This is a genomic window from Achromobacter sp. ACM03, from assembly GCF_014851665.1.
GTDB lineage: Bacteria > Pseudomonadota > Gammaproteobacteria > Burkholderiales > Burkholderiaceae_B > Achromobacter > Achromobacter aegrifaciens.
Genome location: NZ_JACVAD010000004.1, coordinates 234,295 through 259,891 on the forward strand (window position 1 = coordinate 234,295; position 25,597 = coordinate 259,891).

Annotated in this window: 26 protein-coding genes; 10 read left to right on the forward strand and 16 right to left on the reverse strand. The window is 65.6% G+C overall.

Features of this window, described 5'->3' with window-relative positions:
* Window positions 1-28: 28 nt before the first annotated feature.
* On the reverse strand, window positions 29-1,279 hold the full coding sequence (gene nhaA / locus IB257_RS20345; protein WP_225589049.1) for a Na+/H+ antiporter NhaA: 1,251 nt from the start codon (window positions 1,277-1,279) through the stop codon (window positions 29-31).
* Window positions 1,280-1,508: 229 nt separating this feature from the next.
* On the opposite strand from nhaA, the gene IB257_RS20350 reads away from it, so the two are divergent.
* A complete protein-coding gene (locus tag IB257_RS20350) occupies window positions 1,509-1,886 on the forward strand; it encodes a hypothetical protein (RefSeq protein WP_054456956.1) in 378 nt (125 codons plus the stop codon).
* 2 nt (window positions 1,887-1,888) lie between these two features.
* Window positions 1,889-3,046 carry a glycosyltransferase family 4 protein gene (locus tag IB257_RS20355; RefSeq protein ID WP_054456954.1) on the forward strand — a complete coding sequence of 386 codons (1,158 nt, stop codon included), beginning with the start codon at window positions 1,889-1,891 and terminating at the stop codon, window positions 3,044-3,046.
* A gap of 13 nt (window positions 3,047-3,059) precedes the next feature.
* Here IB257_RS20355 and IB257_RS20360 read toward each other — a convergent pair whose 3' ends face one another.
* The 4 genes from IB257_RS20360 to IB257_RS20375 form a co-directional block, all read right to left on the reverse strand.
* Window positions 3,060-3,524, reverse strand: coding sequence for an HIT family protein (locus IB257_RS20360; RefSeq protein WP_192492727.1), 465 nt, complete (start codon window positions 3,522-3,524; stop codon window positions 3,060-3,062).
* The gene (locus tag IB257_RS20365; protein WP_175213016.1) at window positions 3,521-3,970 is read right to left on the reverse strand and encodes a GNAT family N-acetyltransferase; all 450 of its coding nucleotides are present in this window, start codon (window positions 3,968-3,970) and stop codon (window positions 3,521-3,523) included. The genes IB257_RS20360 and IB257_RS20365 overlap by 4 nt, the downstream gene beginning before the upstream one ends.
* Window positions 3,971-3,993: 23 nt before the next feature.
* Window positions 3,994-5,460 (reverse strand): polyphosphate:AMP phosphotransferase, encoded by a 1,467-nt coding sequence (pap, locus tag IB257_RS20370; protein WP_192492728.1) that lies wholly within the window; start codon window positions 5,458-5,460, stop codon window positions 3,994-3,996.
* An 84-nt stretch (window positions 5,461-5,544) separates the two neighbouring features.
* Entirely contained in the window at window positions 5,545-6,408 is an 864-nt protein-coding gene (locus IB257_RS20375; RefSeq protein ID WP_192492729.1) for an MBL fold metallo-hydrolase, read from the reverse strand.
* A 123-nt stretch (window positions 6,409-6,531) separates the two neighbouring features.
* On the opposite strand from IB257_RS20375, the gene IB257_RS20380 reads away from it, so the two are divergent.
* The 5 genes from IB257_RS20380 to IB257_RS20400 are packed head-to-tail and all read left to right on the forward strand — an operon-like array spanning window position 6,532 to window position 9,815.
* Window positions 6,532-6,876, forward strand: coding sequence for a helix-turn-helix transcriptional regulator (locus IB257_RS20380; protein ID WP_054456945.1), 345 nt, complete (start codon window positions 6,532-6,534; stop codon window positions 6,874-6,876).
* Window positions 6,873-7,304 carry a YeeE/YedE family protein gene (locus IB257_RS20385; RefSeq protein ID WP_054456943.1) on the forward strand — a complete coding sequence of 144 codons (432 nt, stop codon included), beginning with the start codon at window positions 6,873-6,875 and terminating at the stop codon, window positions 7,302-7,304. The genes IB257_RS20380 and IB257_RS20385 overlap by 4 nt, the downstream gene beginning before the upstream one ends.
* Window position 7,305: 1 nt before the next feature.
* Complete coding sequence (locus tag IB257_RS20390; RefSeq protein ID WP_054456941.1) at window positions 7,306-7,725, forward strand: DUF6691 family protein; 420 nt, start codon at window positions 7,306-7,308, stop codon at window positions 7,723-7,725.
* Window positions 7,726-7,743: 18 nt separating this feature from the next.
* Window positions 7,744-8,979 carry an FAD/NAD(P)-binding oxidoreductase gene (locus IB257_RS20395; protein ID WP_192492730.1) on the forward strand — a complete coding sequence of 412 codons (1,236 nt, stop codon included), beginning with the start codon at window positions 7,744-7,746 and terminating at the stop codon, window positions 8,977-8,979.
* A gap of 8 nt (window positions 8,980-8,987) precedes the next feature.
* The gene (locus IB257_RS20400; protein ID WP_192492731.1) at window positions 8,988-9,815 is read left to right on the forward strand and encodes a sulfite exporter TauE/SafE family protein; all 828 of its coding nucleotides are present in this window, start codon (window positions 8,988-8,990) and stop codon (window positions 9,813-9,815) included.
* 18 nt (window positions 9,816-9,833) lie between these two features.
* Here IB257_RS20400 and IB257_RS20405 read toward each other — a convergent pair whose 3' ends face one another.
* The 7 genes from IB257_RS20405 to IB257_RS20435 all read right to left on the reverse strand — a co-directional run bounded on the left by IB257_RS20405 (window position 9,834) and on the right by IB257_RS20435 (window position 18,414).
* Entirely contained in the window at window positions 9,834-11,102 is a 1,269-nt protein-coding gene (locus IB257_RS20405) for a phenylacetate--CoA ligase family protein (protein WP_175213020.1), read from the reverse strand.
* A 28-nt stretch (window positions 11,103-11,130) separates the two neighbouring features.
* Window positions 11,131-11,973: an ABC transporter ATP-binding protein gene (locus tag IB257_RS20410; RefSeq protein WP_175162418.1), complete on the reverse strand. Its 843-nt coding sequence runs from the start codon at window positions 11,971-11,973 to the stop codon at window positions 11,131-11,133.
* A 60-nt stretch (window positions 11,974-12,033) separates the two neighbouring features.
* Complete coding sequence (locus IB257_RS20415) at window positions 12,034-13,374, reverse strand: ABC transporter substrate-binding protein (protein ID WP_175162420.1); 1,341 nt, start codon at window positions 13,372-13,374, stop codon at window positions 12,034-12,036.
* A gap of 228 nt (window positions 13,375-13,602) precedes the next feature.
* Complete coding sequence (locus IB257_RS20420) at window positions 13,603-14,667, reverse strand: branched-chain amino acid ABC transporter permease (protein ID WP_054456932.1); 1,065 nt, start codon at window positions 14,665-14,667, stop codon at window positions 13,603-13,605.
* 26 nt (window positions 14,668-14,693) lie between these two features.
* Window positions 14,694-15,623, reverse strand: a complete 930-nt coding sequence (locus IB257_RS20425; protein WP_192492732.1) for a branched-chain amino acid ABC transporter permease — start codon at window positions 15,621-15,623, stop codon at window positions 14,694-14,696.
* Between the two features lie 11 nt (window positions 15,624-15,634).
* On the reverse strand, window positions 15,635-16,432 hold the full coding sequence (locus tag IB257_RS20430) for an ABC transporter ATP-binding protein (RefSeq protein WP_054456930.1): 798 nt from the start codon (window positions 16,430-16,432) through the stop codon (window positions 15,635-15,637).
* Between the two features lie 5 nt (window positions 16,433-16,437).
* On the reverse strand, window positions 16,438-18,414 hold the full coding sequence (locus IB257_RS20435) for a long-chain fatty acid--CoA ligase (protein ID WP_119450176.1): 1,977 nt from the start codon (window positions 18,412-18,414) through the stop codon (window positions 16,438-16,440).
* A 169-nt stretch (window positions 18,415-18,583) separates the two neighbouring features.
* Here IB257_RS20435 and IB257_RS20440 point away from each other — a divergent pair, with 169 nt between their 5' ends.
* From IB257_RS20440 to IB257_RS20450, 3 genes are all read left to right on the forward strand, one after another.
* Window positions 18,584-19,288 (forward strand): Crp/Fnr family transcriptional regulator, encoded by a 705-nt coding sequence (locus tag IB257_RS20440; RefSeq protein WP_054456926.1) that lies wholly within the window; start codon window positions 18,584-18,586, stop codon window positions 19,286-19,288.
* A gap of 63 nt (window positions 19,289-19,351) precedes the next feature.
* The gene (locus IB257_RS20445; protein ID WP_054456924.1) at window positions 19,352-19,813 is read left to right on the forward strand and encodes a MarR family winged helix-turn-helix transcriptional regulator; all 462 of its coding nucleotides are present in this window, start codon (window positions 19,352-19,354) and stop codon (window positions 19,811-19,813) included.
* A gap of 143 nt (window positions 19,814-19,956) precedes the next feature.
* Window positions 19,957-20,382: an organic hydroperoxide resistance protein gene (locus IB257_RS20450; protein WP_175162424.1), complete on the forward strand. Its 426-nt coding sequence runs from the start codon at window positions 19,957-19,959 to the stop codon at window positions 20,380-20,382.
* Between the two features lie 190 nt (window positions 20,383-20,572).
* Here the strand turns inward: IB257_RS20450 and IB257_RS20455 are convergent, their stop codons facing one another.
* The 4 genes from IB257_RS20455 to IB257_RS20470 all read right to left on the reverse strand — a co-directional run bounded on the left by IB257_RS20455 (window position 20,573) and on the right by IB257_RS20470 (window position 25,419).
* Entirely contained in the window at window positions 20,573-21,295 is a 723-nt protein-coding gene (locus IB257_RS20455) for an ABC transporter ATP-binding protein (protein ID WP_013396767.1), read from the reverse strand.
* 18 nt (window positions 21,296-21,313) lie between these two features.
* Window positions 21,314-23,236, reverse strand: a complete 1,923-nt coding sequence (locus tag IB257_RS20460) for an ATP-binding cassette domain-containing protein (protein ID WP_119450178.1) — start codon at window positions 23,234-23,236, stop codon at window positions 21,314-21,316.
* Window positions 23,237-23,239: 3 nt separating this feature from the next.
* Window positions 23,240-24,112, reverse strand: coding sequence for a branched-chain amino acid ABC transporter permease (locus IB257_RS20465; protein ID WP_054456919.1), 873 nt, complete (start codon window positions 24,110-24,112; stop codon window positions 23,240-23,242).
* A gap of 143 nt (window positions 24,113-24,255) precedes the next feature.
* The gene (locus IB257_RS20470; protein ID WP_054456918.1) at window positions 24,256-25,419 is read right to left on the reverse strand and encodes an ABC transporter substrate-binding protein; all 1,164 of its coding nucleotides are present in this window, start codon (window positions 25,417-25,419) and stop codon (window positions 24,256-24,258) included.
* Between the last annotated feature and the right edge of the window lie 178 nt (window positions 25,420-25,597).

The following is a 25,597-nucleotide window of genomic DNA, read 5'->3' on the forward strand; positions in this document are numbered from 1 at the left end:
TCCAGGGCGGGTGGCGGATCCCGCTACTTTAGCGCCCGCCGTCCGCTTTCAACCCGGGATCAAGGTTTTCCGCGGCGCCAGCGCGCGTGCCGCAGGCGCGCAGCACCAGGAAGCCGACCACGGCGGACGCCAGCGAGCCCGTCAGCACGCCGATCTTGGTGGCGTCGATGGCGGCCGGATCGCTGAATGCCAGGGCGCCGATGAACAGGCTCATGGTGAAGCCGATGCCGCAAAGCAGCGACACGCCGTACAGCTGCGCGTAGCTGGCGTGGCGCGGCAGGGTGGCGATGCCGCTCTTGATGGCCAACCACGCAAAGCCGAACACGCCCAGCTGTTTGCCCAGGAACAGGCCCAGCGCCACGCCCAGGGGCACGGGCGCCGCCAGGCTGCCCAGGCCCATGCCGGCGAACGACACGCCAGCGTTGGCGAAGCCGAAGATCGGCACGATCAGCAGGGCGACCGGCTTGTGCAGCGCATGTTCCAGCGTATGCAGGGGCGAGTGCGCGCCGGGATGGCCCTGGTTCTGCGGGCGCAGCGGAATGGTCAGCGCCAGCGCCACGCCGGCCAGCGTGGCATGCACGCCGGACTTCAGGACGAAGTACCAGAGCACGGCGCCGATCAGCAGGTAGGGCGTCAGGCGCAGCACGCCGGCGCGGTTCAGGCAGAACAGGCAGACCAGCAGGGCGCCCGCCATGCTCAGCGCGAACACGTTGAGTTCGGCGGTATAGAACAAGGCGATGATGACGATGGCGCCCAGGTCGTCCAGGATGGCCAGCGCCGTCAGGAAGATCTTCAACGAGGTCGGCACGCGGCTGCCCAACAGCGCCAGGATGCCCAGCGCAAAGGCGATGTCGGTCGCCGCCGGAATGGCCCAGCCGCGCAGAGTGTCGGGGCTGCCAACGTTGATCAGCACGTAGATCAGGGCGGGCAAGGCCATGCCGCCCAGGGCGGCGATGCCTGGCAGCACGATGCGGGCGGCGCCGCGCAGTTGGCCGTCCAGGACTTCGCGCTTGATCTCAAGGCCGACCAGCAGGAAGAACACCGCCATCAGGCCGTCGTTGATCCAGTGCAGCACGGTTTCTTTAAGCAAGACCGGACCCGCCTGGAAGCCGAGCTTGGTCTCCAGCACGCTGAAATAGGCCGGCGCGGCCGGGCTGTTAGCCACCACCAGCGCGACCAGCGCGGCCAGCATCAGGACATAGCCGCCCAGCGCCTCGGAACGGAGGAACGATTGCAGGAACGAGACCGGCTTTTGGGAAGGGACGGCCTGGAAACTCATGCAGTACCGCCCTTGCTTACGTTTTGATAAGATGCGCGTTTCATTCCTGAATTTTACCTGAATTCATCTTTCGGGATTCCTCTACGTCGTCGAACATCTTTCAATTATTCGAAAAAACAGCTTATCAGCGTCGAATTGTTGGCGTTGCTTGTCCGGCGACCAAACCCTTTCCCTCGAATCCCGACCAGTCCGTGGCCAGCAACGCCGCCTGGCGACTCTTGCTAGCCAAATGCCATTACGCCCTCTTACGGTATTGACCTACACGCCCGCCAAGCCCGGCGCCGCGAGCCGCCTGGTGGATGTTGGCGAAGCGCTCACGGCGCCTGCGGCCCAGAGTCCCCATGGCGTCTATCAGACCCGGCAACTGATCCCCAGCACACGCCTGTTGGGCTGGGCGCGGGCCGGTGCGCGCTTCGATCTGTCCCGCACCGGTTCCGTGCGCGTCTGGTCCGATGGCCGGCTGCACGCCGCCGAATGCCCGCGCGACTGCGCTAGCGCGGGCGCGGCGGCCCTGGAGCAGGAAGACATCGCCTACCTGGAAGCCTACCTGCTATCGCAGGGCCGTTGCTGGAGCGACGCGGACGCCTCGCAAGGCGGCCAGTCCTGATCATGCCGAATTCCATCGAATCCCTCCAGGGCCGGCCGGGCCCCGAAGCGCGCCTGCGCATCCTGCACACGGAAGCGGCCACCTCGTTCGGCGGCCAGGAATTCTGCATCTACAAGGAAATGATAGCCATGCGCGAGCGCGGCCACCATCTGGAAGCGGTCTGCCAGCCGGAGGCGGAACTCGGCACGCGCTTGCGCGAGGCCGGCTTCACCGTGCACCTCATTCCCATGGATGGCCCGCTCAACTTCGTGCGCGGCGTCGCGTTCGTGCGCCGGCTGTTGCGCCGCGGGCGCTTTGACGTGGTCAATACGCACAGTCGCCGCGATACGGTCCTGGGCGCGTTTGCGGCGCGCCTGGCGGGCACGCCTCTCATCGTGCGCACGCGCCATTTGGCCAAGCCCATCAATTCCCTCTACGCCTATACGTGGCTGGCGCATCGCGTCATCGCCGTCAGCCGTTACGTGCGTGGCCAGTTGCTGGACGGCGGCGCGCGGCCGGAGGCCATCGCCACCATCCATTCGCCCGTGGTGCTGCCTCAGGTGCATGGCGGCGTCTGCGTCAGGCGCGAGCTTGGCCTGCCGGAGGATGCGCTGGTGGTCGGCTGCGTGGCCGTCATGAGGGCGGACAAAGGGCATTGCGACCTGATCGACGCTTTTCGCCGTATCGCCGCCACGTTTCCGCAGGCGCATCTGGTGCTGGTGGGCGAGGGCCAGCCCATGGCAGGGCAGTTGCAGGCGCAGGTGGAGGCATTGGGCCTGGCGCACCGCGTGCATTTCACCGGCCGGCGCGACGACATCGGCAATGTCCTGACAGCCTTCGACGTGTTTGCGCTGCCGACGCTGCGCGAGGCGCTGGGCACTGTCTTCATCGAGGCCGCGGCCATGGGGGTGCCGGTCATAGGCACCGACGTGGGCGGCGTGCCGGAAACCATGCAGGCGGGCGTGACTGGCCTGTTGGTGCCGCCCGGCGATCCTGCGGCGCTGGCGGGAGCGCTGGAAAGCCTGCTGGCCGATCCGGCGCTGCGCCGCCGCATGGGCGATGCGGGCCGCGAGCTGATCCGCGGGCAAGGCCTGTTTTCCGCCGAGCGCACAGCCGGCCTGGTTGAACAGGCTTACGCCGGCTGGCTGGCGGAACTGCGGGGGCCTGCGCGCGCTGCCTGAGGCGGGCGGCGGCTCAGTGCCAGAGCAGGGCGTTCATGGCCTCGACCAGCCGGTCGCGGTAACGCGGCAGCAGCGCCTGCACGTGCGCCTGACGTTCCTTCCATTCGGCGGATTCCGCGCCGGCGGCGATGCGCGGCGGCGCCCAGATCGGGTCGGGGAAATGGCGGTCGCCGCGCCAGCGCGGGATCACGTGCCAGTGCAGGTGCGGCACCATGTTGCCCAGCGAGGCCAGGTTGATCTTGTCCGGTCCCAGGACCGATTGCTGCGCTTCTTCGACCACGTACACGGCGCGCATCAGCAGGTCGCGGCCGTGCGTGGACAGGCTGGTCATCTCGGCCAGATGGCCGTTCCAGATTACCCGCGTGAAGCCCGGATAGTCGGCGTCGTCGACCTCGACGATGCGCAGATGCGGGCCGCGCCACAGCAGCGTGCCGCCGTCTTCCTGGCACAGCGGACAGTTGGGGTCGCGTGCGCTCACGGCATCACCTTGCGGTACTGGATGAAGCCCGAGCGGTCGGCGATGCGGTCGTAGAGCTGGATGGCGGTGGCGTTGGTTTCATGCGTCAGCCAGTACACGCGCGAGCAGTTGGCGGCGGCAGCCTGCGCGTACACGTGTTCGATCAGCTTGCGGCCGGCGCCGGTGCCGCGCACATCCGGGTCCACATACAGGTCCTGCAGATAGCAGTAGTCGCCCGCGGTCCAGGTGGAGCGGTGGAAGATCCAGTGCACCATGCCGATGGCCCGGCCGCTTTCGTACGCCAGCGCCGCATGCATGGGTTCGGCGGGGTCCAGGAAGCGCGCCCAGGTGTTGCGCGTGACCGCGTCGTCGATGTTGACGCGATAGAACTCCTGGTAGCCCTTCCATAGCGGCAGCCAGGCTTCGAAGTCGGCGGCGACGATGGGACGGATTTCTGCGGTACTCATGGCTTGCGGCCTCCAGGCGGGATTCAGAGTTGGTCTTCCATGGCTTCGACGATGTGTCGCAGCACTTGCAATCGAGCGTAGCGCTTGTCGTTGGCCGACACCAGATGCCACGGCGCGTTGGGGAGGTCGGTGCGCGCCAGCATCTCGTTGGCGGCATCCGCGTAGTCCTTCCATTTGTCGCGATTGCGCCAGTCGTCGGGTGTGATCTTGAAGTTCTTGAAGGGCGAGTTCTCGCGCTCCTTGAAGCGCTCCAGCTGCACGTCCGGCGTCACCGCCAGCCAGAACTTCAGCACCAGCGCGCCGCTGGCGGCCAACTGCCCCTCGAAGTCGTTGATCTCGGCGTAGGCGCGGCGCCAGCAGGCGGGCGCGGTCAGTTTTTCGACGCGCTCGACCAGCACGCGGCCGTACCAGGAGCGGTCGAAGATGGCGATGCGGCCATGGCGCGGCACGTGGCGCCAGAAGCGCCACAGATAGGGCCGGGCCAGCTCTTCGCTGGTGGGGGCGGATATGGGCGTGATGTCGAACTGGCGCGCATCCAGCGCATGCGTGACGCGCCGGATCGCGCCGCCCTTGCCGGCCGCGTCCTGCCCTTCGAACACCAGCACCAGCGAACGCTCCTGGAATTTCTTTGAACGCGCGGCGCGCGCCAGCCGGCCTTGCAGCAGGCCCAGTTCGGATTCGTAGTCGTCCTTGTCGGTCTTGGCGTCGTAGTCCAGTTCGCCCAGGCGGTCGACGACGCGCGTGGTCCTGGCATGCGCCACGAAGGCGGCCGGAATGCGCGGCACGCCGCGCTGGCGCATGGCGGCCAACACGGCTTCGGCGGTGCGCGCGGCGCGCATGTCTTCGTCCGCGCTGGGGATCACGACCCAGGGGGCGTGGCCGCAGTCCGTGCGGTTCAGCACCAACTGGCCGGCGTTGCGGATGCGGTCGTACTTTTTGTAGACCTTCAGGTCTATCGGGCTGACCTGCCAGGAGGTTTCCGGGCTGGCCAGCAGGCGCTCGGCCCGCTCTTTCTGTGCCTTGGCCGACAAATGGAACCAGAGCTTGACGATCTGCACTCCCTCGGCGGCGAGCATGGCCTCGAAGTGGCGGATCGCGGCGGCCTGCGCCTCGATGCTGTTCTGGTCGGGCTTCTTGCGCGTGGCCTCATACAGCAGCGATGCGTACCAGGAGCCGAACACGATGCCGGTGCTGCCCTTGGGCGGCAGGTCGTTCCAGTAGCGCCAGAACGGCGGACGCTCCAGCGCGGCGCCTTCGCGCGGGCCGTAGGCCAGCGTCTTGATGTGGCGCGGATCCATCCATTCGTTCAGCAGGTTGACGGTGGCGCCCTTGCCGGCGCCGTCTATGCCCGCGATGACCACCAGCAGCGTCTTATCCGCTTTCTGCAGGCGCTGATACTGCGCGTTCAGCAACGCGACGCGCAGCTTCGCCTCCAATGGCTTGAACTCTTCCTTGGACAGGCTGGGGTCGGCTTCGGCTTCTGCAAACATGGGGGATCCGTCTGATCGGCAATTCTGCGATCGGACGATCTTGCGGGATAAGCCCCGGGCGCGCAAGCCCGGCGCGCGGCTCGGTCAGAGCGCGTCGACGGGGATCTTCAGGTAGCGCACGCCGTTGTCCTCGGGCGGCGGGAAATGGCCGGCGCGGATGTTCACCTGGATGGCGGGCAGGATCAGGGTGGGCATGGAGAGCGTGGCGTCGCGCCGCGTGCGCATGGCGACGAAGTCCTCTTCGGCGACGCCGTCGCGCACGTGGATATTGGCGCGGCGCTGTTCGGCCACCGTGGTCTGCCAGGAGGCTTCGCGCCCGGCGGGCGGGTAGTCGTGGCACATGTACAGCCGAGTCTCGGCGGGCAGGCCCAGCAGGCGCTGGATGGAACGGTACAGCTGATGGGCGTCGCCGCCCGGGAAGTCACAGCGCGCTGTGCCCACGTCCGGCATGAACAGCGTGTCGCCGACGAAGGCCGCGTCGCCGATCAGGTAGGCCATGTCAGCCGGCGTATGGCCAGGCACGTGGATGGCCTGCGCCGTCAGCGCGCCGATGCGGAAGGTTTCGCCGTCCTTGAACAGATGGCCGAATTGCGAGCCGTCCAGCTGGAACTCCGGCTCCAGGTTGAAGATCTTTTTGAACACGCCCTGCACGGTCTGGATGCTTTGGCCGATGGCAATGACGCCGCCAAGCTGTCGCTGCAAGTAGGGCGCGGCCGACAGATGGTCGGCATGGGCATGGGTTTCCAGCAGCCATTCGGTCTTCAGGCCATGCTGGCGTACGTAATCCGCCACCCGGTCGGCGCTGGCGGTGCTGCTGCGGCCGGACTTGGGGTCGTAGTCCAGCACCGAGTCGATGATGGCGCAGGCGCCGCTCGGCGCGGGCTCATGCACGACGTAGGTGACGGTGGCGGTGACGGGATCGAAAAAGGCCTGGATCTGGGGAGACATGGACGCTCGCATCGCAGCGAGTCGCTGCACGATGAAACACTATATATATTTCAATAATATTGTTGGATATTATATTGGTCAATATAATGATCAAACTCCATCTAGCCGATTGATACGCATCAAATGAATGACGCCCTGACCGAGTGCGAAGTCGCCGCCCTGCGCGAATCCGCCTCCCAGGCCTGCGCGCTCCTCAAGGCGCTGGCCAACGAAGACCGCCTGCTGCTGCTGTGCCAGCTGGTCCAGAACGAACGCAATGTGAGCGAACTCGAATCGCTGACCGGCATCCGCCAGCCCACCTTGTCCCAGCAACTGGGCGTACTGCGCGACGAAGGCCTGGTCGCGACCCGGCGCGAGGGTAAGTACGTCTATTACCAGATGGCCAGTTTCGAGGTCAGCCAGGTGATGAAGACGCTTTCCAGTTTGTACTGCGGCCGGACCATGGAGTCACTGGAGTCGCTCAAATGAACATGGACTGGTCCGCCTTCACGCCTTGGTCCGCTGGCGCGGGCGGCCTGCTCATCGGCGCCGCAGCCGTGCTGTTGATGGCCGGGGCGGGGCGGATCGCGGGCATCAGCGGCATCCTGGGCGGCCTGCTGCCGCCCGAGCGCGGCGGCATGTGGCGGCTGGCCTTTCTGTTGGGCGTGTTCGCTGCGCCCTGGCTGTACCGCCTGGGCAGCGCCTTGCCGCCCATCGTGGTCGAAGCCGGCACGACGCGCCTGATCGTGGCGGGTCTGCTGGTGGGGATCGGCACCCGCTATGCCTCGGGCTGCACCAGCGGCCACGGCGTCTGCGGCGTGTCGCGCGGATCGCGCCGGTCGCTCACCGCCACCGCCTTGTTCATGGCCGCGGGTTTTGCCGTGGTCTACGTCACCCGCCATCTGGGGGGACTTTGACATGGTGGCATTGATCGCATTCGGGTCGGGCCTGGTGTTCGGGCTGGGCCTCATCATTTCCGGCATGGCCAATCCGGCCAAGGTGCTGGGTTTTCTGGACCTGGCCGGCGCCTGGGATCCGTCACTGGCCTTCGTGATGGGTGGCGCCGTGCTGGTCACGGCGGCGGGCTTCGCGCTCTTGCGGCGGCGTCGTGCCAGCTTGTCGGGCGAGCCGCTGCGCTGGCCCACGGCTACGCGCGTGGACGTGCGACTGGCCGTGGGCAGCCTGGCGTTCGGCGCGGGCTGGGGCCTGGCGGGCTTCTGCCCAGGACCCGCGCTGGTGGCCGCATCCGCCGGCGTGTCCGAAGCGCTGATCTTCGTGGCCGCCATGGTTGCCGGCATGGCGATATTTTCAGTCCTGGAAAAATTCAAAAGCCGGTAGACCGGCGAGGAGACAAGCATGCCGACAGCAGAGGCGCAGCGCGATTTCGATGTGGTGGTGGTGGGCGGCGGATCGGCGGGCATAGGCGTCACCGCCAGTCTGCTGCGTCGCCGCCCGGACCTGCGCATCGGCGTCATCGAACCCAGCGACAAGCACTACTACCAGCCGGCCTGGACGCTGGTGGGCGGCGGCGCTTTCGACATCGCCAAGACCGTGCGCCCGACCCGCGACGTCATGCCCAGGCGCGCCACCTGGCTGCAGGCGGCAGCGGCGGGCTTCGAACCCGAGGCCAACCGCGTGCTGCTGTCCGACGGCCGGGCGGTGAGCTACCAGCAACTGATCGTCTGCCCCGGCCTGCGCCTGGCGTGGGACAAGGTCGAGGGCCTGGCCGACACGCTGGGCAAGAACGGCGTCAGCTCCAACTACCGCTATGACCTGGCGCCCTATACCTGGGAACTGGTGCGCGGGTTGAAGGGCGGGCGGGCGCTGTTCACGCAGCCGGCCATGCCCATCAAATGCGCCGGCGCGCCGCAAAAGGCCATGTACCTGGCCTGCGACCACTGGAAGCGCACCGGCGTGCTGGACCGCATCGACGTGGAGTTCGACCTGGCGGGCGCGGCGCTGTTCGGCGTGCCGACGTTCGTTCCGCCGCTGATGTGCTATGTCGAAAGCTATGGCATCGCGCTGGCCTTCAACTCGGCGCTGGTGGCGGTGGACGGCGCGGCGCGCAAGGCCTGGTTCGATCTCAAGAACGCCGACGGCGCGGTGACGCGCGTGGAGAAATCCTTCGACATGCTGCACGCGGTCCCGCCGCAGGTGCCGCATGACTTCCTGAAGAACAGCCCGCTGGCGGACGCCGCCGGCTGGTGCGAAGTGGACCCGTCCACGCTGTTGCACGTGCGCCATGGCAACGTGTTCGGGCTGGGCGATGGCATCTGCACCAGCAATGCCAAGACCGCCGCGGCCGCGCGCAAGCAGATCGTCACGGTGGCGGAAAACTTGCTGGCGCTGCGCGAAGGCCATGCCATGCCCGTCAAGTACGACGGCTATGGCTCCTGCCCGCTGACGGTGGAGCGCGGACGCATCGTGCTGGCCGAGTTCGGCTACGGCGGCAAACTCCTGCCCACCTTCCCGCTGGACCCGACCGTGCCGCGCAAGAGCGCCTGGTTCCTCAAGGCGACGCTGCTGCCCTGGATCTACTGGAACGGCATGCTCAAGGGCCGCGAATGGCTGGCCCGCCCTCTGGGCAACTGAGCGTCTCCATGATCGATACGGTATTGGCCGTCAGTGCGGCGCTGGGGGCGTGCGTCGGCCTGATACTCGGGCTGACCGGCGCGGGCGGGGCCATCATGGCGGTGCCTCTGCTGGTCTTCGGCCTGCATTTGCAGGTGTCGCAGGCCGCGCCCATCGCCTTGCTGGCGGTGGGGTTGTCGGCCGCGTTGGGCGCGGTGCTGGGCTTGCGCAAAGGGCAGGTGCGCTATCGCGCAGCGGGCTTCATGGCGGCCACCGGCATCCTGGTGTCGCCGTTGGGCTTGTGGGCGGCGCGGCGTCTGCCCAATGCGCCGTTGGCCATCATCTTTGCCGGCGTGCTGGGCATGGTGGCCTGGCGCATGTGGAACCAGGGCAACAAGCCCCCGGCGGCGCAGGCCGCGCCGCGCACGCCGCCCTGCCAGCTCAATGCCAGCACCGGCCGGCTGCGCTGGACCGCGCCCTGCGCGCGCGCCCTGACGGGGGCGGGGTTGATCGCCGGTTTCCTCTCCGGCCTCCTGGGCGTGGGGGGCGGTTTCGTCATCGTGCCCGCGCTGCGGCGCGCCACGGACCTCAGCATGCAGGCCATCGTCGGCACCTCGCTGGCAGTGATCGCGTTGGTGTCGGCCAGCGGCGTCGTGGCCGCGGCGGCGGGCGGGCATCTGGACTGGCGCATCGCCGCGCCTTTTACCGCGGCGGCGGTGCTGGGCATGCTGGGAGGGCGCAAGGTGGCCGACCGGTTTCCCCCGCGCCGTCTGCAGCAGAGTTTCGCGCTGTTCGCGGGCCTGGTGGCCGTGGCGATGCTGATGAAGGGTGTGCTGGCGCTGCTCGCGGCCGCATGAGGCCGTGAGCAGCGCGGTTTACTCGTAGGTGCGGATATCGTCGATGACCTTGCCGTCGTTCGGCAGGCCATCCGCATCCACCCACTCCACGTCGCTGCGCAGCTTGGTCACGTCGCGCACCGATTCGGCGATGCGCTTGCCGAGCTCTTCGCTGCGCACCCGCGATTCCACTTTGAGCACCATGCGGTCGGAACCCGTGCTGCCGCTGATCACCAGCCGCGCGCGCAGGATCTCGGGATGGCGGCGCGCCACGTCGGCTACCTGCGACGGATGCACGAACATGCCGCGCACCTTGGTGGTCTGGTCCGCGCGTCCCATCCAGCCTTTGATGCGGGTGTTGGTGCGTCCGCAGGGCGAGATGCCGGGCATGACGGCGGACAGGTCGCCGGTGCCGAAGCGCACCAGCGGATAGTCCGGGTTCAAGGTGGTGACCACGACCTCGCCGACTTCGCCGTCGGGCACGGGTTCGCCGGTGCCGGGGCGCACGATCTCGACGATGATGTCCTCGCCCAGCACCAGGCCTTCACGCGCCGGCGTTTCAAACGCGACCATACCCAGGTCGGCGCTGCCGTAGGCCTGGTAGCCGTCGATGCCGCGCGCGGCCAGCCAGTCGCGCAGGGATGGGGGGAATGCTTCGCCGGACACCAGCGCGCGGCGCAGCGAATCCAGCTTCACACCCAGTTCGTCGGCCTTTTCAAGGATGATCTTGAGGAAGCTGGGCGTGCCGGTATAGCCGGTGGGCGCCAGATCCTGGATCGCGCGCACCTGCTGTTCCGTCTGGCCGGTGCCGCCGGGAAACACGGTGCAGCCCACGGCATGCGCCGCGGTTTCCATCATGGAGCCCGCGGGTGTGAAGTGATAGGAAAAGCAGTTGTAGGCCAGCTCGCCGGCGCGAAATCCGGCCGCGTGCAGGGCGCGGGCAAAGCGCCAATAATCGCTGCGCGCGCTCTCCGGCTCATAGATGGGGCCGGGAGACGCGAACACCCGCATCGCCTCGCCCCAACCGATGGCGGAGAAGCCGCCGAAGGCTTTCTGCGGTCCGGCAGGCGCGGCCGCGTCGGCGCGGCTGTGCTGCTGGCGTTCCAGCAGTTCGTGCTTGCGCAGCACCGGCAGGGTCGCCAGCGCCGCGCGCGACGTGATGGTGGCGGGGTCGATGCCGCGCAGCTGCTCGGCGATGGCGGGCGCACGCGCAATGGCCCGCGCGATCGCGCCGGGCAGGGCGGCCATCAGCTCGCGCTCGCGTTGCTCGGGCGCTCTGGTTTCGAGAATATCGAAAAACTGGGACATGGGATCACACCCTCTCGTATGCCAGGAATCACGCCAGCCAGCGCTTGCGCCGGCGGTAGAACTTGTTGTCGCGGAAACTCTTGCGTTCGCCGCTGGAGATGCCCAGATAGAACTCTTTCACGTCCTCGTTCTGGGCCAGGTCGGCCGCCGCGCCATCCATCATCACGCGGCCGTTTTCCAGGATGTAGCCGTAGTCGGCGTAGCGCAGCGCAATGTTGGTGTTCTGCTCGGCCAAGAGGAAGCTGACGCGCTCGCGCTGGTTCAGGTCGCGCACGATCTCGAAGATCTCCTCGACGATCTGCGGCGCCAGCCCCATGGAGGGCTCGTCCAGCAAGATCATGTTCGGGTTGGCCATCAGCGCGCGGCCGATGGCAGTCATCTGCTGTTCGCCGCCCGAGGTGTAGCCGGACTGGCTGGCGCGGCGCTGCTTCAGGCGGGGGAAATACTGGTAGACGCGGTCCAGCGCCGCCGCGGTATCGGCGCGGCTCATGCTGCGCGTGTAGGCGCCGGTCAGCAGGTTTTCCTCGATGGTCAGGTGGGCAAAGCAATGCCGGCCTTCCATCACCTGCACCACTCCGCGCTTGACCAATTCCGCCGGCGACAGCTTTTCGATGCGCTGGTTGCGGTACTGGATATGGCCCTTGGTGACGTCGCCGCGCTCGCCCTTGAGCAGGTTCGAAATGGCGCGCAAGGTGGTGGTCTTGCCCGCGCCGTTAGCGCCCAGCAAGGCCACGATCTTGCCTTCCGGCACTTGCAGGGAAACGCCCTTGAGCACCAGGATCACGTGGTTGTAGATCACCTCGATGCCGTTCACGTCGAGCAGCACCTTGGGGGTGTCTGCGGGTACTGCGGAAGTCGTTGCAGCGGTCATGGCTGTTCCTGCGGCTTGGTGGCCGCCGGCCCCTTATGCGGGACCGGCGGCCGGTTCACATCAGTTCTCGCAAGTGCGGGGCGTGATGTTCTTTTCTTTCGCGTATTTCGCTGCGCTTTCCTTAACCATCGGATCCAGGATGGTCTTGTCGGCCTGATACCAGTCGGAGACCACCTTGAACTTCGCGCCGTCCCACTGCACGATGCGGGCCCAGTCGTCGCCCTTGTGGTTGCTGCACGAGGTCTTGACCGGACGCATGATCTGGCCGAAGCCCAGCTTGTCCAGCTTTTCCTGCGTCAGGTTCAGGTTCTCGAAGCCCCAGCGGACCTGCTCTGGCGTCAGCGCCTTGCCCTTGCCGAACTTTTCCTGCGCGGTGCGGATCGCTTCCACCTGCAGCATCGAGATCATCATGCCGCGGGTGTGGGCGATGGTGCCCAGCGTGGTCTTGCCGGTCTTGTCCGAACCCTGGCCCTTGTCGTAGACGAACTTCTTCAGGTCGTCGTAGACCTTGTCGTGCTCGGCGCCGCTGTTGTGGATGGTGATGGCGTTGTAGCCCTTGGCGACATCGCCCAGGTCCTTCACGTCGCCTTCAGAGCCGGCCCACCAGATGGCGTACATCTTGTCGCGCGGATAGCCGCTGGCCTGGGCTTCGCGGATGGCGGTCGGCGTCATGATGCCGGCGCTCCACAGCAGCACGTAGTTGGGGCGCGCCTGGCGGATCTGCAGCCAGGTGGACTTCTGTTCCACGCCGGGAGCGGTCACGGGATAGAGCACCAGCTCGAAGCCTTCCTTGGCCGCGCGCTTCTGCAGCAGGGGGATAGGTTCCTTGCCATACGGCGAGTCGTGGTAGACCAGGGCGATCTTCTTGCCCTTGAGCTTGTCCATGCCGCCTTCTTTCTTGGCGATGTCCTGGATCATCACGTCGGCCGCGGTCCAGTAGGTGCCCAGCAGCGGGAAGTTCCACTCGAACACGCTGCCATCGACCGACTGCGACAGGCCGTAGCCCATCGTTTCGACCGGGACCTTGTCGACCATGGCCTTGTCGCTGACGGCGAAGGTGATGCCGGTGGACTGGGTGTCGAAGCCCGATGCGCCGGTGCCCTTGCCCTTCAGGCGCTCGTAGCATTCCACGCCGCGGTCGGTGGCATAGGCGGTTTCGCATTCCTCGTACGTGATCTTGACGCCGTTGACGCCGCCATCGCGTTCGTTGACCAGCTTCAGATAGTCCAGCTTGCCGTCGGCCCAGGGAATGCCCAGGGGCGCGAAGGACCCGGTGCGATACACCAGCAACGGAACGAACTGCTCTTCCGCCGCCATTGCCGGCGTGGCCACGGCGCCTGCGGCGCCGGCTGCGGCCATCAAAGCTGCCGCCAACTTCAGGTTAAGACGCTTCATCTCCATTTACCTCCTGCGTGGTGTTTGGGTCAGTAAACCCTGGGACACCGGGATTGGCCCGGTCTTGAGCCGGGTATTCAGGATGCCGGTTGCAGCGCTCATGCCGCTACTGCCGACGGTGATCAAAACTTAGGCCACTCCATCCGGGCCGCGGCGGATCCGGCTTTGCCGGTCCCCAGCGGCGCCCCCCTTGAGGGGGAAGCGCCGAAGGCGCTTCGGGGGTGGGTCTTATCCTTAATGCGGGAAGGGCCAGATGCGCAACTTCTCCTTGCCGATGCTCCACAGCCTGGCCAGCCCGTGCGGTTCGGCGATCAGGAAGAACACGATCAGTGCGCCGAACACCATGTGTTCGATGTGCGCGGCCGTGTCCACCGACAGCGGGATGCCCAGCGCATGCGGGATGTTGGACAGCGCCACCGGCACCAGCACGATGAAGGCCGCGCCGAAGAAGCTGCCGATGATCGAACCCAGCCCGCCGATGATGACCATGAACAGCAGCTGGAACGAACGCGTCAGGTCGAACGCCAGCGGTTCCCAGGACCCCAGGTGGATGTAGCCCCACAAGGCCCCGGCCACGCCGACGATGAACGAGCTGACCGCGAAGGCCGTGAGCTTGGCGTACATCGGGCGGATGCCGATGACGGAGGCCGCCACGTCCATGTCGCGGATCGCCATCCACTGCCGGCCGATGGCGCCGCGTACCAGGTTCTTGGCAAGCAGGCTGAAGATGACGACCAGGATCAGCACGAACAGGTACTTCTCCAGCGCGCTCTGCACCGGCAGGCCGAAGGCGGTCAGCGGCGGCACCGAGACGTTGCCGGACGACGAGTAGTTGGTGAAGAAGGGGATGCGCAGGAACGCCCAGTCCACGAAGAATTGCGCGGCCAGCGTCGCCACCGCCAGGTACAGGCCGCGGATGCGCAGGCTGGGTATGCCGAAGATCACGCCCACGATGGTGGCGAAGAAGCCGCCCAGCAGGATCTGGATGACCAGCGGCATGCCGGGAAAGCGCACGCCGAAGTTCCAGGCTGCATAGGCGCCCACCGCCATGAAGGCGCCCGTGCCCAGCGAGATCTGGCCGCAATAGCCCACCAGGATGTTCAGGCCCACGGCGGCCAGCGCCAGGATCAGGAACGGGATCAGGATGGCGCGCAGCAGGTAGTCGCTGGCCATGGCCGGGATGGCGATGAACGCCACCGCCAGCAGCAGCCAGATGAAGATGCGGTCCTGGCGGATCGGAAAGATCTGCTGGTCAGCGCGATAGCTGGTCTTGAATTGGCCGTTTTCGCGATAGAACATGTTTTTATCCTAGAGGGCCTGTGGGCTCAGACACGGTCGATGATCTTCTCGCCGAACAGCCCTTGCGGACGGAACAGCAGGAACACCAGCGCCAGCACATAGGCGAACCAGATTTCGATACCGCCGCCTACCAGCGACCCCAGATAGACCTCGGACAGCTTTTCGCCCACGCCGATGATCAGGCCGCCCAGGATGGCGCCCGGCACCGAAGTCAGGCCGCCCAGGATCACCACCGGCAGCGCCCGCAGCGCCGCGGTGGACAGCGTGAACTGCACGCCGAATTTCGAGCCCCAGATGATCCCGGCCACCAGCGCCACCAGCCCTGCCACGCTCCAGACGATCACCCAGATGCGGTTCAGCGGAATGCCGATGGACTGCGCGGCCTGGTGGTCGTCGGCCACCGCGCGCAGGGCGCGGCCGGTCGAGGTGTACTGGAAGAACAGGGCCAGCGCGGCCACCAGCAGGGCGGCGATCACCGCTGCCGTCAGGTCTTCCAGGTTGATCAGCAACCCTCCCTCGAAGACCGAGTCCAGGATCATCAGCGGATCCTTGGGCATGCCGACGTTGATGGAGTACACCGAGCTGCCGAAGGTGATCTGGCCCAGGCCGTCCAGGAAGTAGCTGATGCCCAGCGTGGCCATCAGCAAGGTGGTGGCCTCCTGGTTGACCAGGTGGCGCAGCACGAAGCGTTCGATGGCGACCGCCAGCAGGAACATCACGATGGCGCTGACGATGAAGGCCAGCACATTGGCCAGGATCATGTTGTCAAAGCCGAGCCAGCGCGGCAGCCACTCCGAGAAGCGGGCCATGGACAGCGCGGCGACCAGCACCATTGCGCCCTGCGCGAAGTTGAAGACGCCGGATGCCTTGAAGATCAGCACGAAGCCCAGGCCGATCAGCGCGTACAGCATGCCGCTCATCAGGCCGCCGAGTAAGGTCTCTAGAAAAAATCCCATGTCTGTCCGCCTTAGTGCGATACGCCGAGGTAAGCTCGGATCACGTCTTCGTTGGCACGGACCTCGTCCGGCTTGCCGTCGCCGATCTTCTTGCCGTAGTCCAGCACCACGACGCGGTCCGAGATGTCCATGACCACGCCCATGTCGTGCTCGATCAGCACGATGGTGGTGCCGAACTCGTCGTTCACATCCAGGATGAAGCGGCTCATGTCCTGCTTCTCTTCGATGTTCATGCCGGCCATGGGTTCGTCCAACAGCAGCAGGCGCGGCTCCATTGCCAGCGCGCGGCCCAGGTCCACGCGCTTTTGCAGGCCGTAGGGCAGGCGGCCCACGGGCGTCTTGCGGTAGGCCTGGATTTCCAGGAAGTCGACGATGTTCTCGACGAACTCGCGGTGTTTGATTTCTTCGCGCTCGGCCGGGCCCAGGCGGAAGGCCTGGGCCAGCAGTCCGCACTTCATGCGCAGGTTGCGGCCGGTCATGATGTTGTCCAGCACGCTCATGCCCTTGAACAGGGCCAGGTTCTGGAACGTGCGCGCGATGCCCATTTCAGCGGCGCGGCGCGGATTCATGCGCGAGAAGCGCTCGCCGCGGAATTCGATGCCGCCTTGCTGCGGTGTATAGACGCCGTTGATGACGTTGAGCATCGAGCTCTTGCCGGCGCCGTTGGGGCCGATGATGGCGCGGATCTCGTGTTCGCGCACGTTGAACGAAATGTCCGTCAGCGCCTTCACGCCGCCGAAGGACAGCGAGATGTTCTGCATGTCCAGCATGACGTCGCCGATACGCTGGTCGCGGTCGTTGTTGCTCATGATCTCTACGCGGCCTTGGCGGTGATGGCGGGGAAGGTCTTGACCGGGCGGATCTTCAGGTCCGCCGAGATCTTGCCGGTGCGTCCGTCTTCGAATTTCACTTCGGTCTCGATGAACTGCGATTGCTTGCCGCCAAAGAGCGCGTCAATCAGCACGCCATACTTCTGCGCGATGAAGGCGCGGCGCACCTTGCGCGTGCGGGTCAGTTCGTCGTCGTCCGGATCCAGTTCCTTGTGCAGGATGAGGAAACGGCTGATCTGCGAGGCCGACAGCTTGGGATCGGTGGCCAGGTCGGCGTTGACCTGCTCCACGCATTCGGCGATCAGCTGGTAGACCTCGTCCTTGGAAGCCAGGTCGGTGTAGCCGGCATAGGGCATGCCGCGGCGCTCGGCCCAGTTGCCCACGGCTTCCAGGTCGATGTTGATGAAGGCGCACACGTCGTCGCGGTTGGCGCCGAAGGCGACCGCTTCCTTGATGTGCTGGAAGAACTTGAGCTTGTTCTCGATGTACTTGGGCGCGAACAGGGCGCCATTGGCAAGCTTGCCCACGTCCTTGGCGCGGTCGATGATCTTCAGTTGGCCATCGGTGTCGAGATAGCCCGCGTCGCCCGTGTGGAACCAGCCATCGGCGCTGCGCGCTTCCGCCGTCGCTTCCGGGTTGCGGTAGTACTCCTTGAACAGGCCGGGGCTCTTGACCAGGATCTCGCCGTTGTCGGCCACGCGGATCTCCACGCCCTCGACGGGCGGGCCTACCGTGTCGTCGCGCACCTGGCCGTCGGGCTGCACGCAGACGAAGACCGAGGTTTCGGTGGAGCCGTAGAGCTGCTTGAGGTTGATGCCGATGGAGCGGTAGAACACGAACAGGTCGGGGCCGATGGCCTCGCCCGCGGTGTAGGCCACGCGCACGCGGCTCATGCCCAGCGCATTGCGCAGCGGACCGTAGATCATCATGTTGCCCAGCGCGTAGCGCAGGCGGTCCCAGGCGCCGACCTGCTCGCCGTCCAGGATCTTGGCGCCCACGCGGCGGGCGAGCTTCATGCAGGCCGCGAACAGCTTGCGCTTGATCAGTCCCGCGTCTTCCATGCGGATCATTACATGCGTCAGCAGGCCTTCCAGCACGCGCGGCGGCGCGAAGTAATAGGTGGGGCCGATGTCGCGCATGTCGATTGACACGGTGTCGGGCGATTCAGGATGGTTCACGGTAAAGCCCGTGACCAGCAGTTGCGTGTACGAGAACATGTTCTGGCCGATCCAGGCGGGCGGCAGATAGGCCAGCACGTCTTCCTGGTCGGTCAGTTTTTCCATATCGGACACGGCGCGCGCACGGTCGATCAGCGCATGGTGCGTGAGCACCACGCCCTTGGGCTTGCCCGTGGTGCCGGAGGTATAGAACATGGCGGCCGGGTCATGCGGCTGCACGGCGGCGACGGCCTGCTCGAAGAAGCCGGGATGCTGCTTGGCGTATTCGCGGCCCAGCTCTTCCAGCTGTTCATACGAGCGCAGCATCGGGTCGGTGTAATGCCGCAGGCCGCGCGGATCGTCGTACACCACATGCTTGAGCGCGGGACATTGCTCGTGGACTTCGAGCATCTTGTCGACCTGTTCCTGGTCTTCGACGATGGCCACGCTGATCTCGGCGTCCTGCAGCACGTAGACCATTTCCTGCGCCACGGCATCCTGGTAGAGCGGCACCGGTATCGCGCCCAGCGACTGCGCAGCCATCATGGCCATGTACAGGCGCGGACGGTTTTCACCGATCACGGCCACGTGCATGCCGGGCTTGATGCCCAATGCAGCCAAGCCATGCGCAACATGCCGGACATGCTCCGCCACGTCGGACCACGTTAGGGTTTGCCAGATCCCCAGATCTTTTTCGCGTATGGCGGGCCGCGACCCGCGAACGCTGGCATGCGTGAACAGCAGCGCCGGAAAGGTATCCAGCGCCGCCGGCATCTGTGCAGATGCGGGCGGTGTATGTGCCACGATGTCTCCTCCGGTTTGGGCGCATCGGGCCGGGAGTCCGCGAGAGCGGTGGCGGCGATGAGGCGCTTGACCAGTTGGTTTTAGATTTACGGCAGGAGTTAAGGTATAAGGTTGGGTTGCTACCAACTGTCACCATCGCGACATTCAAGGAACTTTTAGGGTATTCCCGATGCAGCTATCCGACTCCCTGCAACTCGCCGCCGCCTGGTTTCGCGTGCTCAGCCGCGATCAGCAAGAGCGCGTCGAGAGGGACCTTACCGTGCAGCAGGTGGTTGCCGGGTCGATCATAGAGCGCAAAGGTGAACTCGCCCAGGCTTGGATAGGGGTGCTGGCGGGGCTGGTGAAGGTTTCGGTGGGCAACGCCGAAGGCAAGGTGGCGTCGCTGACCGGCGTGCCTGCCGGCGGCTGGATCGGCGAGGGCTCGCTGCTCAAGCGCGAGATCCGCAAGTACGACATCGTTGCTCTGCGGGATTCGGTGGTCGCGCGCCTGCCGGCCGCTACCTTCGATTGGCTGCTGGATAACAGCATCCCGTTCAACCGCTATCTGCTCCACCAATTGAACGAGCGCGTGGCGCAGTTCATCGGCAAGGCGGAGTACGACCGTTTGCTGGATCCGGATGCGCGCGTGGCCCGCTGCCTGGCCGAACTCTTCAACCCTTTGCTGTATCCCGGCATGGGCATGCGCCTGGCGATTACCCAGGAAGAAGTCGGCTATCTGGCCCGGGTGTCGCGCCAGCGCGCCAACCAGGCGCTGCGCAAGCTGGAAGAGGCGGGCTTGCTGAATGTGGAATACGGCGCGGTCAGGGTGCTGGACCTGGACGGCTTGAAACAATACGGGTCGGACCGCGCCGCGGCCGAGGGCGAGCCGGCCTAGCGCTGGCCGCTCCTGTTCAAAATAGTTGTTGACTATAGATCGCGCGCTATTTAATATTGCGCAATGAAATCCAGATCCAAAGCCAAAGCCGCATTCAACCCGCTGCTGCTGGACAGCCAGCTGTGCTTCGCCCTGTACTCGACCTCGCTGGCGATGAACAAGGTGTACCGCAAGCTGCTGCGCGGTCTGGACCTGACCTATCCGCAGTACCTGGTGATGCTGGTGCTGTGGGAAGGCGACGAGATTACGGTGACGGATATCGGCGAGCGCCTGTTCCTGGATTCGGCCACGCTGACGCCGCTGCTGAAGCGCCTGGAAGCGGCAGGCCTGGTAACGCGCAAGCGCGCCGTGGAAGACGAGCGCCAGGTGATCGTCGGACTGACCCGCCAGGGCCGCGAACTGCGCGCGCAAGCCGAGGCCGTGCCGCACTCGATCGCGGGCGCCGCGCAGTGTTCGCTGGAAGAGGCGCAAGGTATGATGAAAACGCTGCATGCGCTGCGGGAGAAGCTCAGCGCAAGTCTTTGAAGCGGCGGGCCAGGCCCGCTATCGTTAGATCAAATAAATAGTGCGCTATTTAATATTGCACTATTTAAATAGTAAGGGTCGCGGCGGGATGTTCCCGCCAGGCCTGGCAGTCCAACCTCCACTTCCCTACAAGGAAACGCATCATGTCTATCGAAAAAGTGCTGTACCGCGCCCATGCGCACGTCACCGGCGGCCGTGAAGGCACGGGCGCCACGGACGACGGCAACCTGAACGTCAAGCTGACCACGCCGAAGGAACTGGGCGGCGCGGGCGCGGCCGGCACCAATCCGGAACAACTGTTCGCCGTGGGCTACTCGGCCTGCTTCATGGGCGCCATGAAATTCGTCGCCGGCCGCGACAAGATCGCCATGCCGGCGAATGCGACGATCGACGGTGCTGTCGGCATCGGTCCTATTCCTACGGGGTTTGGGATTGAAGTCGAACTGAAGATTTCGTTGCCGGGGATGGAGCGGGCTGAGGCGGAGAAGCTGGTGGCTGCGGCGCATATCGTTTGCCCTTACTCGAATGCTACGCGTGGCAATATTGATGTGACGTTGACGATTGTTTGATCGTTGATGGGTTGTTGATGTTCTGTTGGCGGGCGGCCTTGTTCTTAGGCCGCCCGTCGTCGCGTGCGGCGTGGCGGCTCGCGCCCACGATTGCGGTCCGGAGCGAAGGCTCCGGGCCGCAATCGTTGCCCCGCGCAGCGCGAGTCCCCGACGTGGCAGGCGTCAAAAGAACGCCAACAACGCCATCCCTCTAATGCGACCCACCCAAGTAAGCCGCCACAACAGCCGGATCATGCTTCAACTTATCCGCACTCCCATGCACCGAGATCCGCCCGTTTTCCAACACATACCCATAATCCGCCACATTCAATGCAGCAGCAGCAAACTGCTCCACCAGCAGCATCGTCACCCCTTCATCCTTGAGCCGCGCAATGATCCGGAACACTTCTTCCACCAGGATCGGCGCCAGCCCCATTGAAGGCTCGTCCAGCAACACCAGTTCCGGATTCAGCATCACCGCTCTAGCCATGGCCAGCATCTGCTGTTCGCCGCCCGACAAGGTGCCGGCCAGCTGATCGCGCCGTTCCTTCAGGCGCGGAAACAGATCCATGGCCCGGCCCAGGTCGGACTGCACGTCGCCCTTGGGACGGCTGCCTGTCAGGCGCGGGAAAGCGCCCAGCAGCAGGTTGTCGGTGACCGACAGCGTTGGAAATACGCGCCGGCCCTCGGGCGAATGCGCCAGGCCCAGCCGCGCGATGCGGTGGGACTCCAGGCCGTCGATGCGTTTGCCGCTCAGCGTGACCTCGCCCGCGGTGGGGCGGATCATGCCGGACAGCGCCCGCATCGTGGTGGTCTTGCCGGCGCCGTTGGAGCCGATCAGCGTCACCACCTTGGCCTTGGGCACTTCCATGCTGATGCCGTGCAGCACCTTCACCTTGCCGTAGCCCGCTTCCAGATTCTTGATCGATAGCATCTTGTTGTCCCCTTGGCGTCAGGCGGGCGCGCCGCCCAGATACGCCTCGATGACCTTGGCGTTGCTTTGCACTTCGTTGGGCAGGCCCTCGGCGATCTTCTGGCCGAAGTCCAGCACCGACACGGTGTCGCACACCCCCATCACCACGTCCATGTGGTGTTCGATGAGGATCAGCGTGATGCCGTGGTCGCGCACCTTGCGGATGATGGCCAGCAGTTCGACGATGTCGGGCGCGGTCAGGCCGGCCGCGGGTTCGTCCAGCAGCAGGAGTTGCGGATCCAGGGCCAGCGCGCGGGCGATTTCCAGCAGGCGTTGCTTGCCGTAGGGCAGGTTGCGCGCTTCCTCGCTGGCCAGGGATTCCAGGCCCACGAATTCCAGCAGCGCCATGGCGCGTGCGCGGGCGCCCTGTTCCTCGCCTTTCCACTTGGACGTGCGCAGCGCGATGCCGGCCAGCCCAGTGGTGAAGGTGTGGTGCAGGCCGACCAGCACGTTTTCCAGCGCGGTCATTTCGCCGAAGAGCTGCACGTTCTGGAAGGTGCGCGCAATGCCGGTTTCAGCGATGTCGGCCGGTGTCATGCCAACCAGCGACTTGCCCGAGAATTCCACGGCGCCGGAAGTCGGCACGTAGATGCCCGTCAGCACGTTCATCATGGTGCTCTTGCCGGAGCCGTTGGGACCGATCAGGCCATGGATGGTGCCGCGCTTGACGGTCAGGTCGACCTGGTTCAGCGCCTTCAGGCCGCCGAACTGCATCAGCACGCCCTTGGCTGCCAGCAGCGTGTCGCCCTTGCCCTTGGCCGCATCGGGCACGGCGTCCTGGGCTTTCACCAAGTCCGACTTGACCGAGAGCGCGGCGCGGCGATTGGAGAAGAACAGGTTGCGCACGAAGCCCACGATGCCGTCGGGCAGGTAGTACACGACGAACAGGATCATGGCGCCGAAGATCGTCAGGCGCCAGTCGGTGACCGCTTCCAGCCAGTACGAGAACACCGCCAGCAGGATGGTGCCGACGACCGGCACGACGACGCGGCGCGGTTCGGTGCGGCCCTTGGATATTGCGATGGCGCTGCCGACGGTGACCAGGATGGCCACGGCCAGCGCGATCAGCCTGAAGGTCGAGATGTCATCCAGCATCTTGGGCAGCAGCACGATGATGGACGCGCCCAGCAGCGCGCCCGTGCGGCTCTTGCGCCCGCCCATGATGATGGCCAGCAGGAACAGGATGGTCAGTTCGAAGTTGTAGGTGTTGGGCGAGATGTACTGTTCGGAATACGAGTACAGCGCGCCGGCCAGGCCGGCGAAGCCGGCGCTGATGACGAAGGCGAACACCTTGTGCCGGTAGACCGACACGCCCATGCAGTCGGACGCGATGGGGCTGTCCCGCAGGGCCTCGAACGAGCGGCCCAGGTGCGACTTCAGGATGCGGTGCACCACGATCAGCGACAGCACCAGCAGCGCCGCGACCAGCCAGAAGTACTCGCTCTTGGTCAGCACATGTCCGGCGATGGCGGGCTTGGAGATCTTGATGCCCAGGGGGCCTTCGGTGAGGAAGGTCATTTCGTTGATCAGGATCTGGATGATGGTGCCAAACGCCAGCGTCACCATGGCCAGGTACGGCCCCGTGACGCGCAGCGCCGGCAGCGCCAGCACCGCGCCGAAGGCGGCCGCGATCAGGATGGCCGCGGGCAGGATCACCCAGATGGGCATCTGCAGATGGAAGAACAGCACGCCCGCCACATACGAGCCGATGCCGAACAGGCCGGCGTGGCCCAGCGACACCTGGCCGGTATAGCCCACCACGATATCGAGCCCGAACAGCAGGATCGAATAGATCATGATGGTTTCGATGAGGTGCAGGTAGTACGTGTTGGTCACGCCCAGCGGCACGGCGGCCAGGCAGGCCACGGCCACGATGGATAGCAAAAGGTGCAAGGGTTTCATCGCTTACACCTTCTTGATCGCGGTCTTGCCGAACAGGCCGGCGGGCTTGAAGGTCAGTACGAGCAGCAGCAACACCAATCCCGGCACGTCTTTGTACCCCGTCGAAAGATAGAAACCGGTGGTCGTTTCGGCGATCCCCAGGATCAGCCCGCCCACCACCACGCCCATGCCGCTGGACAGGCCGCCGATGATGGCGACCGCGAAGGCTTTGAGGCCCAGCACCGCGCCCATGGTGGCGCCGGTCAGGGTCAGGGGCGCGACCAGCACGCCCGCGAACGCGGCAGTCAGCGAGGACAGCGCGTAGGAAAAGGTGATCACCATGCCCGTGTTGATCCCCATCAGGCCAGCGGCGTCGCGGTCGTTGGACGTGGCGACGAAGGCCTTGCCGTAGATGGATTTGCGGTTGAAGACTTCCACCAGCAGCATCATCGCCAGGGCGCCGAACACCACCAGCAGCTCCATGGGCAGCACGTTGGCGCCCAGCACCTGGATGGGCGCTTCCGGCAGCGGCGAGGGGAAGCGCAGGTCGTCGCGGCCCCAGATGTTCTCGGCGACGTTCTTGAAGATGATGCCCAGCGCGATGGTGGCCATGATCCAGCCGAACTCCGAGCGGGTCTTGATGGCGGGCCTGACGCCCACGCGCTCGACCAGCGCGCCTTGCGCGAATCCGAAGATGCAGACGATGGGTATCATCACCCAGTAGTTCACGCCCAGGCCGACCAGTGTCAGGCCGACCAGCGCGCCCAGCATCAGGGCTTCGCCCTGGCCGAAGTTCAGGGTGCCCGACGTGGCGAACGTGAGCTGGTATCCGAACGCGATGACGGCATAGATCATGCCCAGCGCGATACCGCTATAGATGAGCTGTAGAAGAATCATGGTGTGTGTCGTGTAGCGCTGTGGTTCCGTCCCAACCCCCTTGGGCAGAACGCGGTTTTCAGGCGGCGGCAAGCCCGCGCCCTGGGCGACAGGGCGCGGCTGGCGGCGGCCGGGCAGCCGCCGCCGGGATGCGCTGCGGGACCTTAGTTGGCCTTGACGACGCGGCCGCCCTTGACCTCGCCGATGACCACTTCCTTGACGGTGATCGCGTCGTGGTTGTCTGCGCTGAAGGGCTTGTTGTAGGTCATGACCACGCCCTCGACGGGCGTCTGCAGGTTTTCGAGGGCCTCGCGGACCTTCGGGCCGTCGGTGGAGTTGGCCTGCTTGAAGGCCGCGGCCAGCAGATAGATGGAGTCATAGCCCTGGGCGGCCGACACCGGGGAATCGATTCGGTTGTTCTTGGGCTTGAACTTGGCCAGGTAGGCGTCGATGAAGGCCTTGCGCTTGGGCGTGTCCGGGTCCTGGATGAAGGTCTGCGGCATGCGCGCGCCTTCGCCGTTGGCGCCGGAGTTGTCGATGTAGTTGGCCATGGACAGGGTCCAGCTGCCGATGATCGGCACCTTCCAGCCCAGCTTGGTCATGCCGTTGGCGACCTGGGCCAGTTCGGGGCCGATGCCGTAGGTCAGCACGGCTTCGGCGCCGGCGGCCTTGGCCTTCAGCAGCTGGGCCGTCATGTCGACGTCCTTGATGTTGAACTTCTCCACGGCCACGGGCTTGATGCCCTTGGCGTCCAGGGCCTTTTCCAGGTCCTCGCGGCCGAGCTGGCCGTAGTTGGTGGAGTCGGCCAGGATCGCGACCTTCTTGAAGCCGCGGCGGGTCACCGCCTCTTCGACGATCATCGGGGCCTGGATGCTGTCATGCGCCGCGTTGCGGAACACGTAGTTGTTCGGGTATTCCGGCGCCTTGAACTGGTGCGTGATCACGCTGCCCGTGGCCACGTTGTTGAACACGGGGATCTTGGCGTCCTGGTAGAAGCGCTGGGAGGCCAGGGCCACGCCCGTGTTGATGTAGCCGACGGTGGCGGCGACCTGTTCCTTGTTGATCAGCTCTTGGGCGATCTGTACGCCGCGCTCGTTCTTGGCTTCGTCGTCGCGTTCGACGGCGACCAGCTGGCGTCCCATGACGCCGCCGTTCTTGTTGATTTCTTCAATGGCCAGGCGCACGCCGTCGCGCATGCTGACGCCCATGGAGGACGAGCCGCCGGTGTAGGGGCCGGCCACGCCGATCTTGATGGGGTCGGCGGCGTGGGACGCGGCCGTTGCGGCAAGTGCAAGGGTTCCTGCTAGCAGCTTCAAACGAAAATCCATTGATGTCTCCGTTGTAATTGGTAGAACTGCGTGGAAAACCGTGTGCCGGCGCCAGACGGCGAAAATCGTTGCTGCGGCGCTCTCCTGTGTGGCGTGTCGTGACTGTCTGCCTAATCACTTACGCGAAACTGACCCGGCGGGGTTTTTCCGCGTAAATACCTAGTACGGACGCACGAGG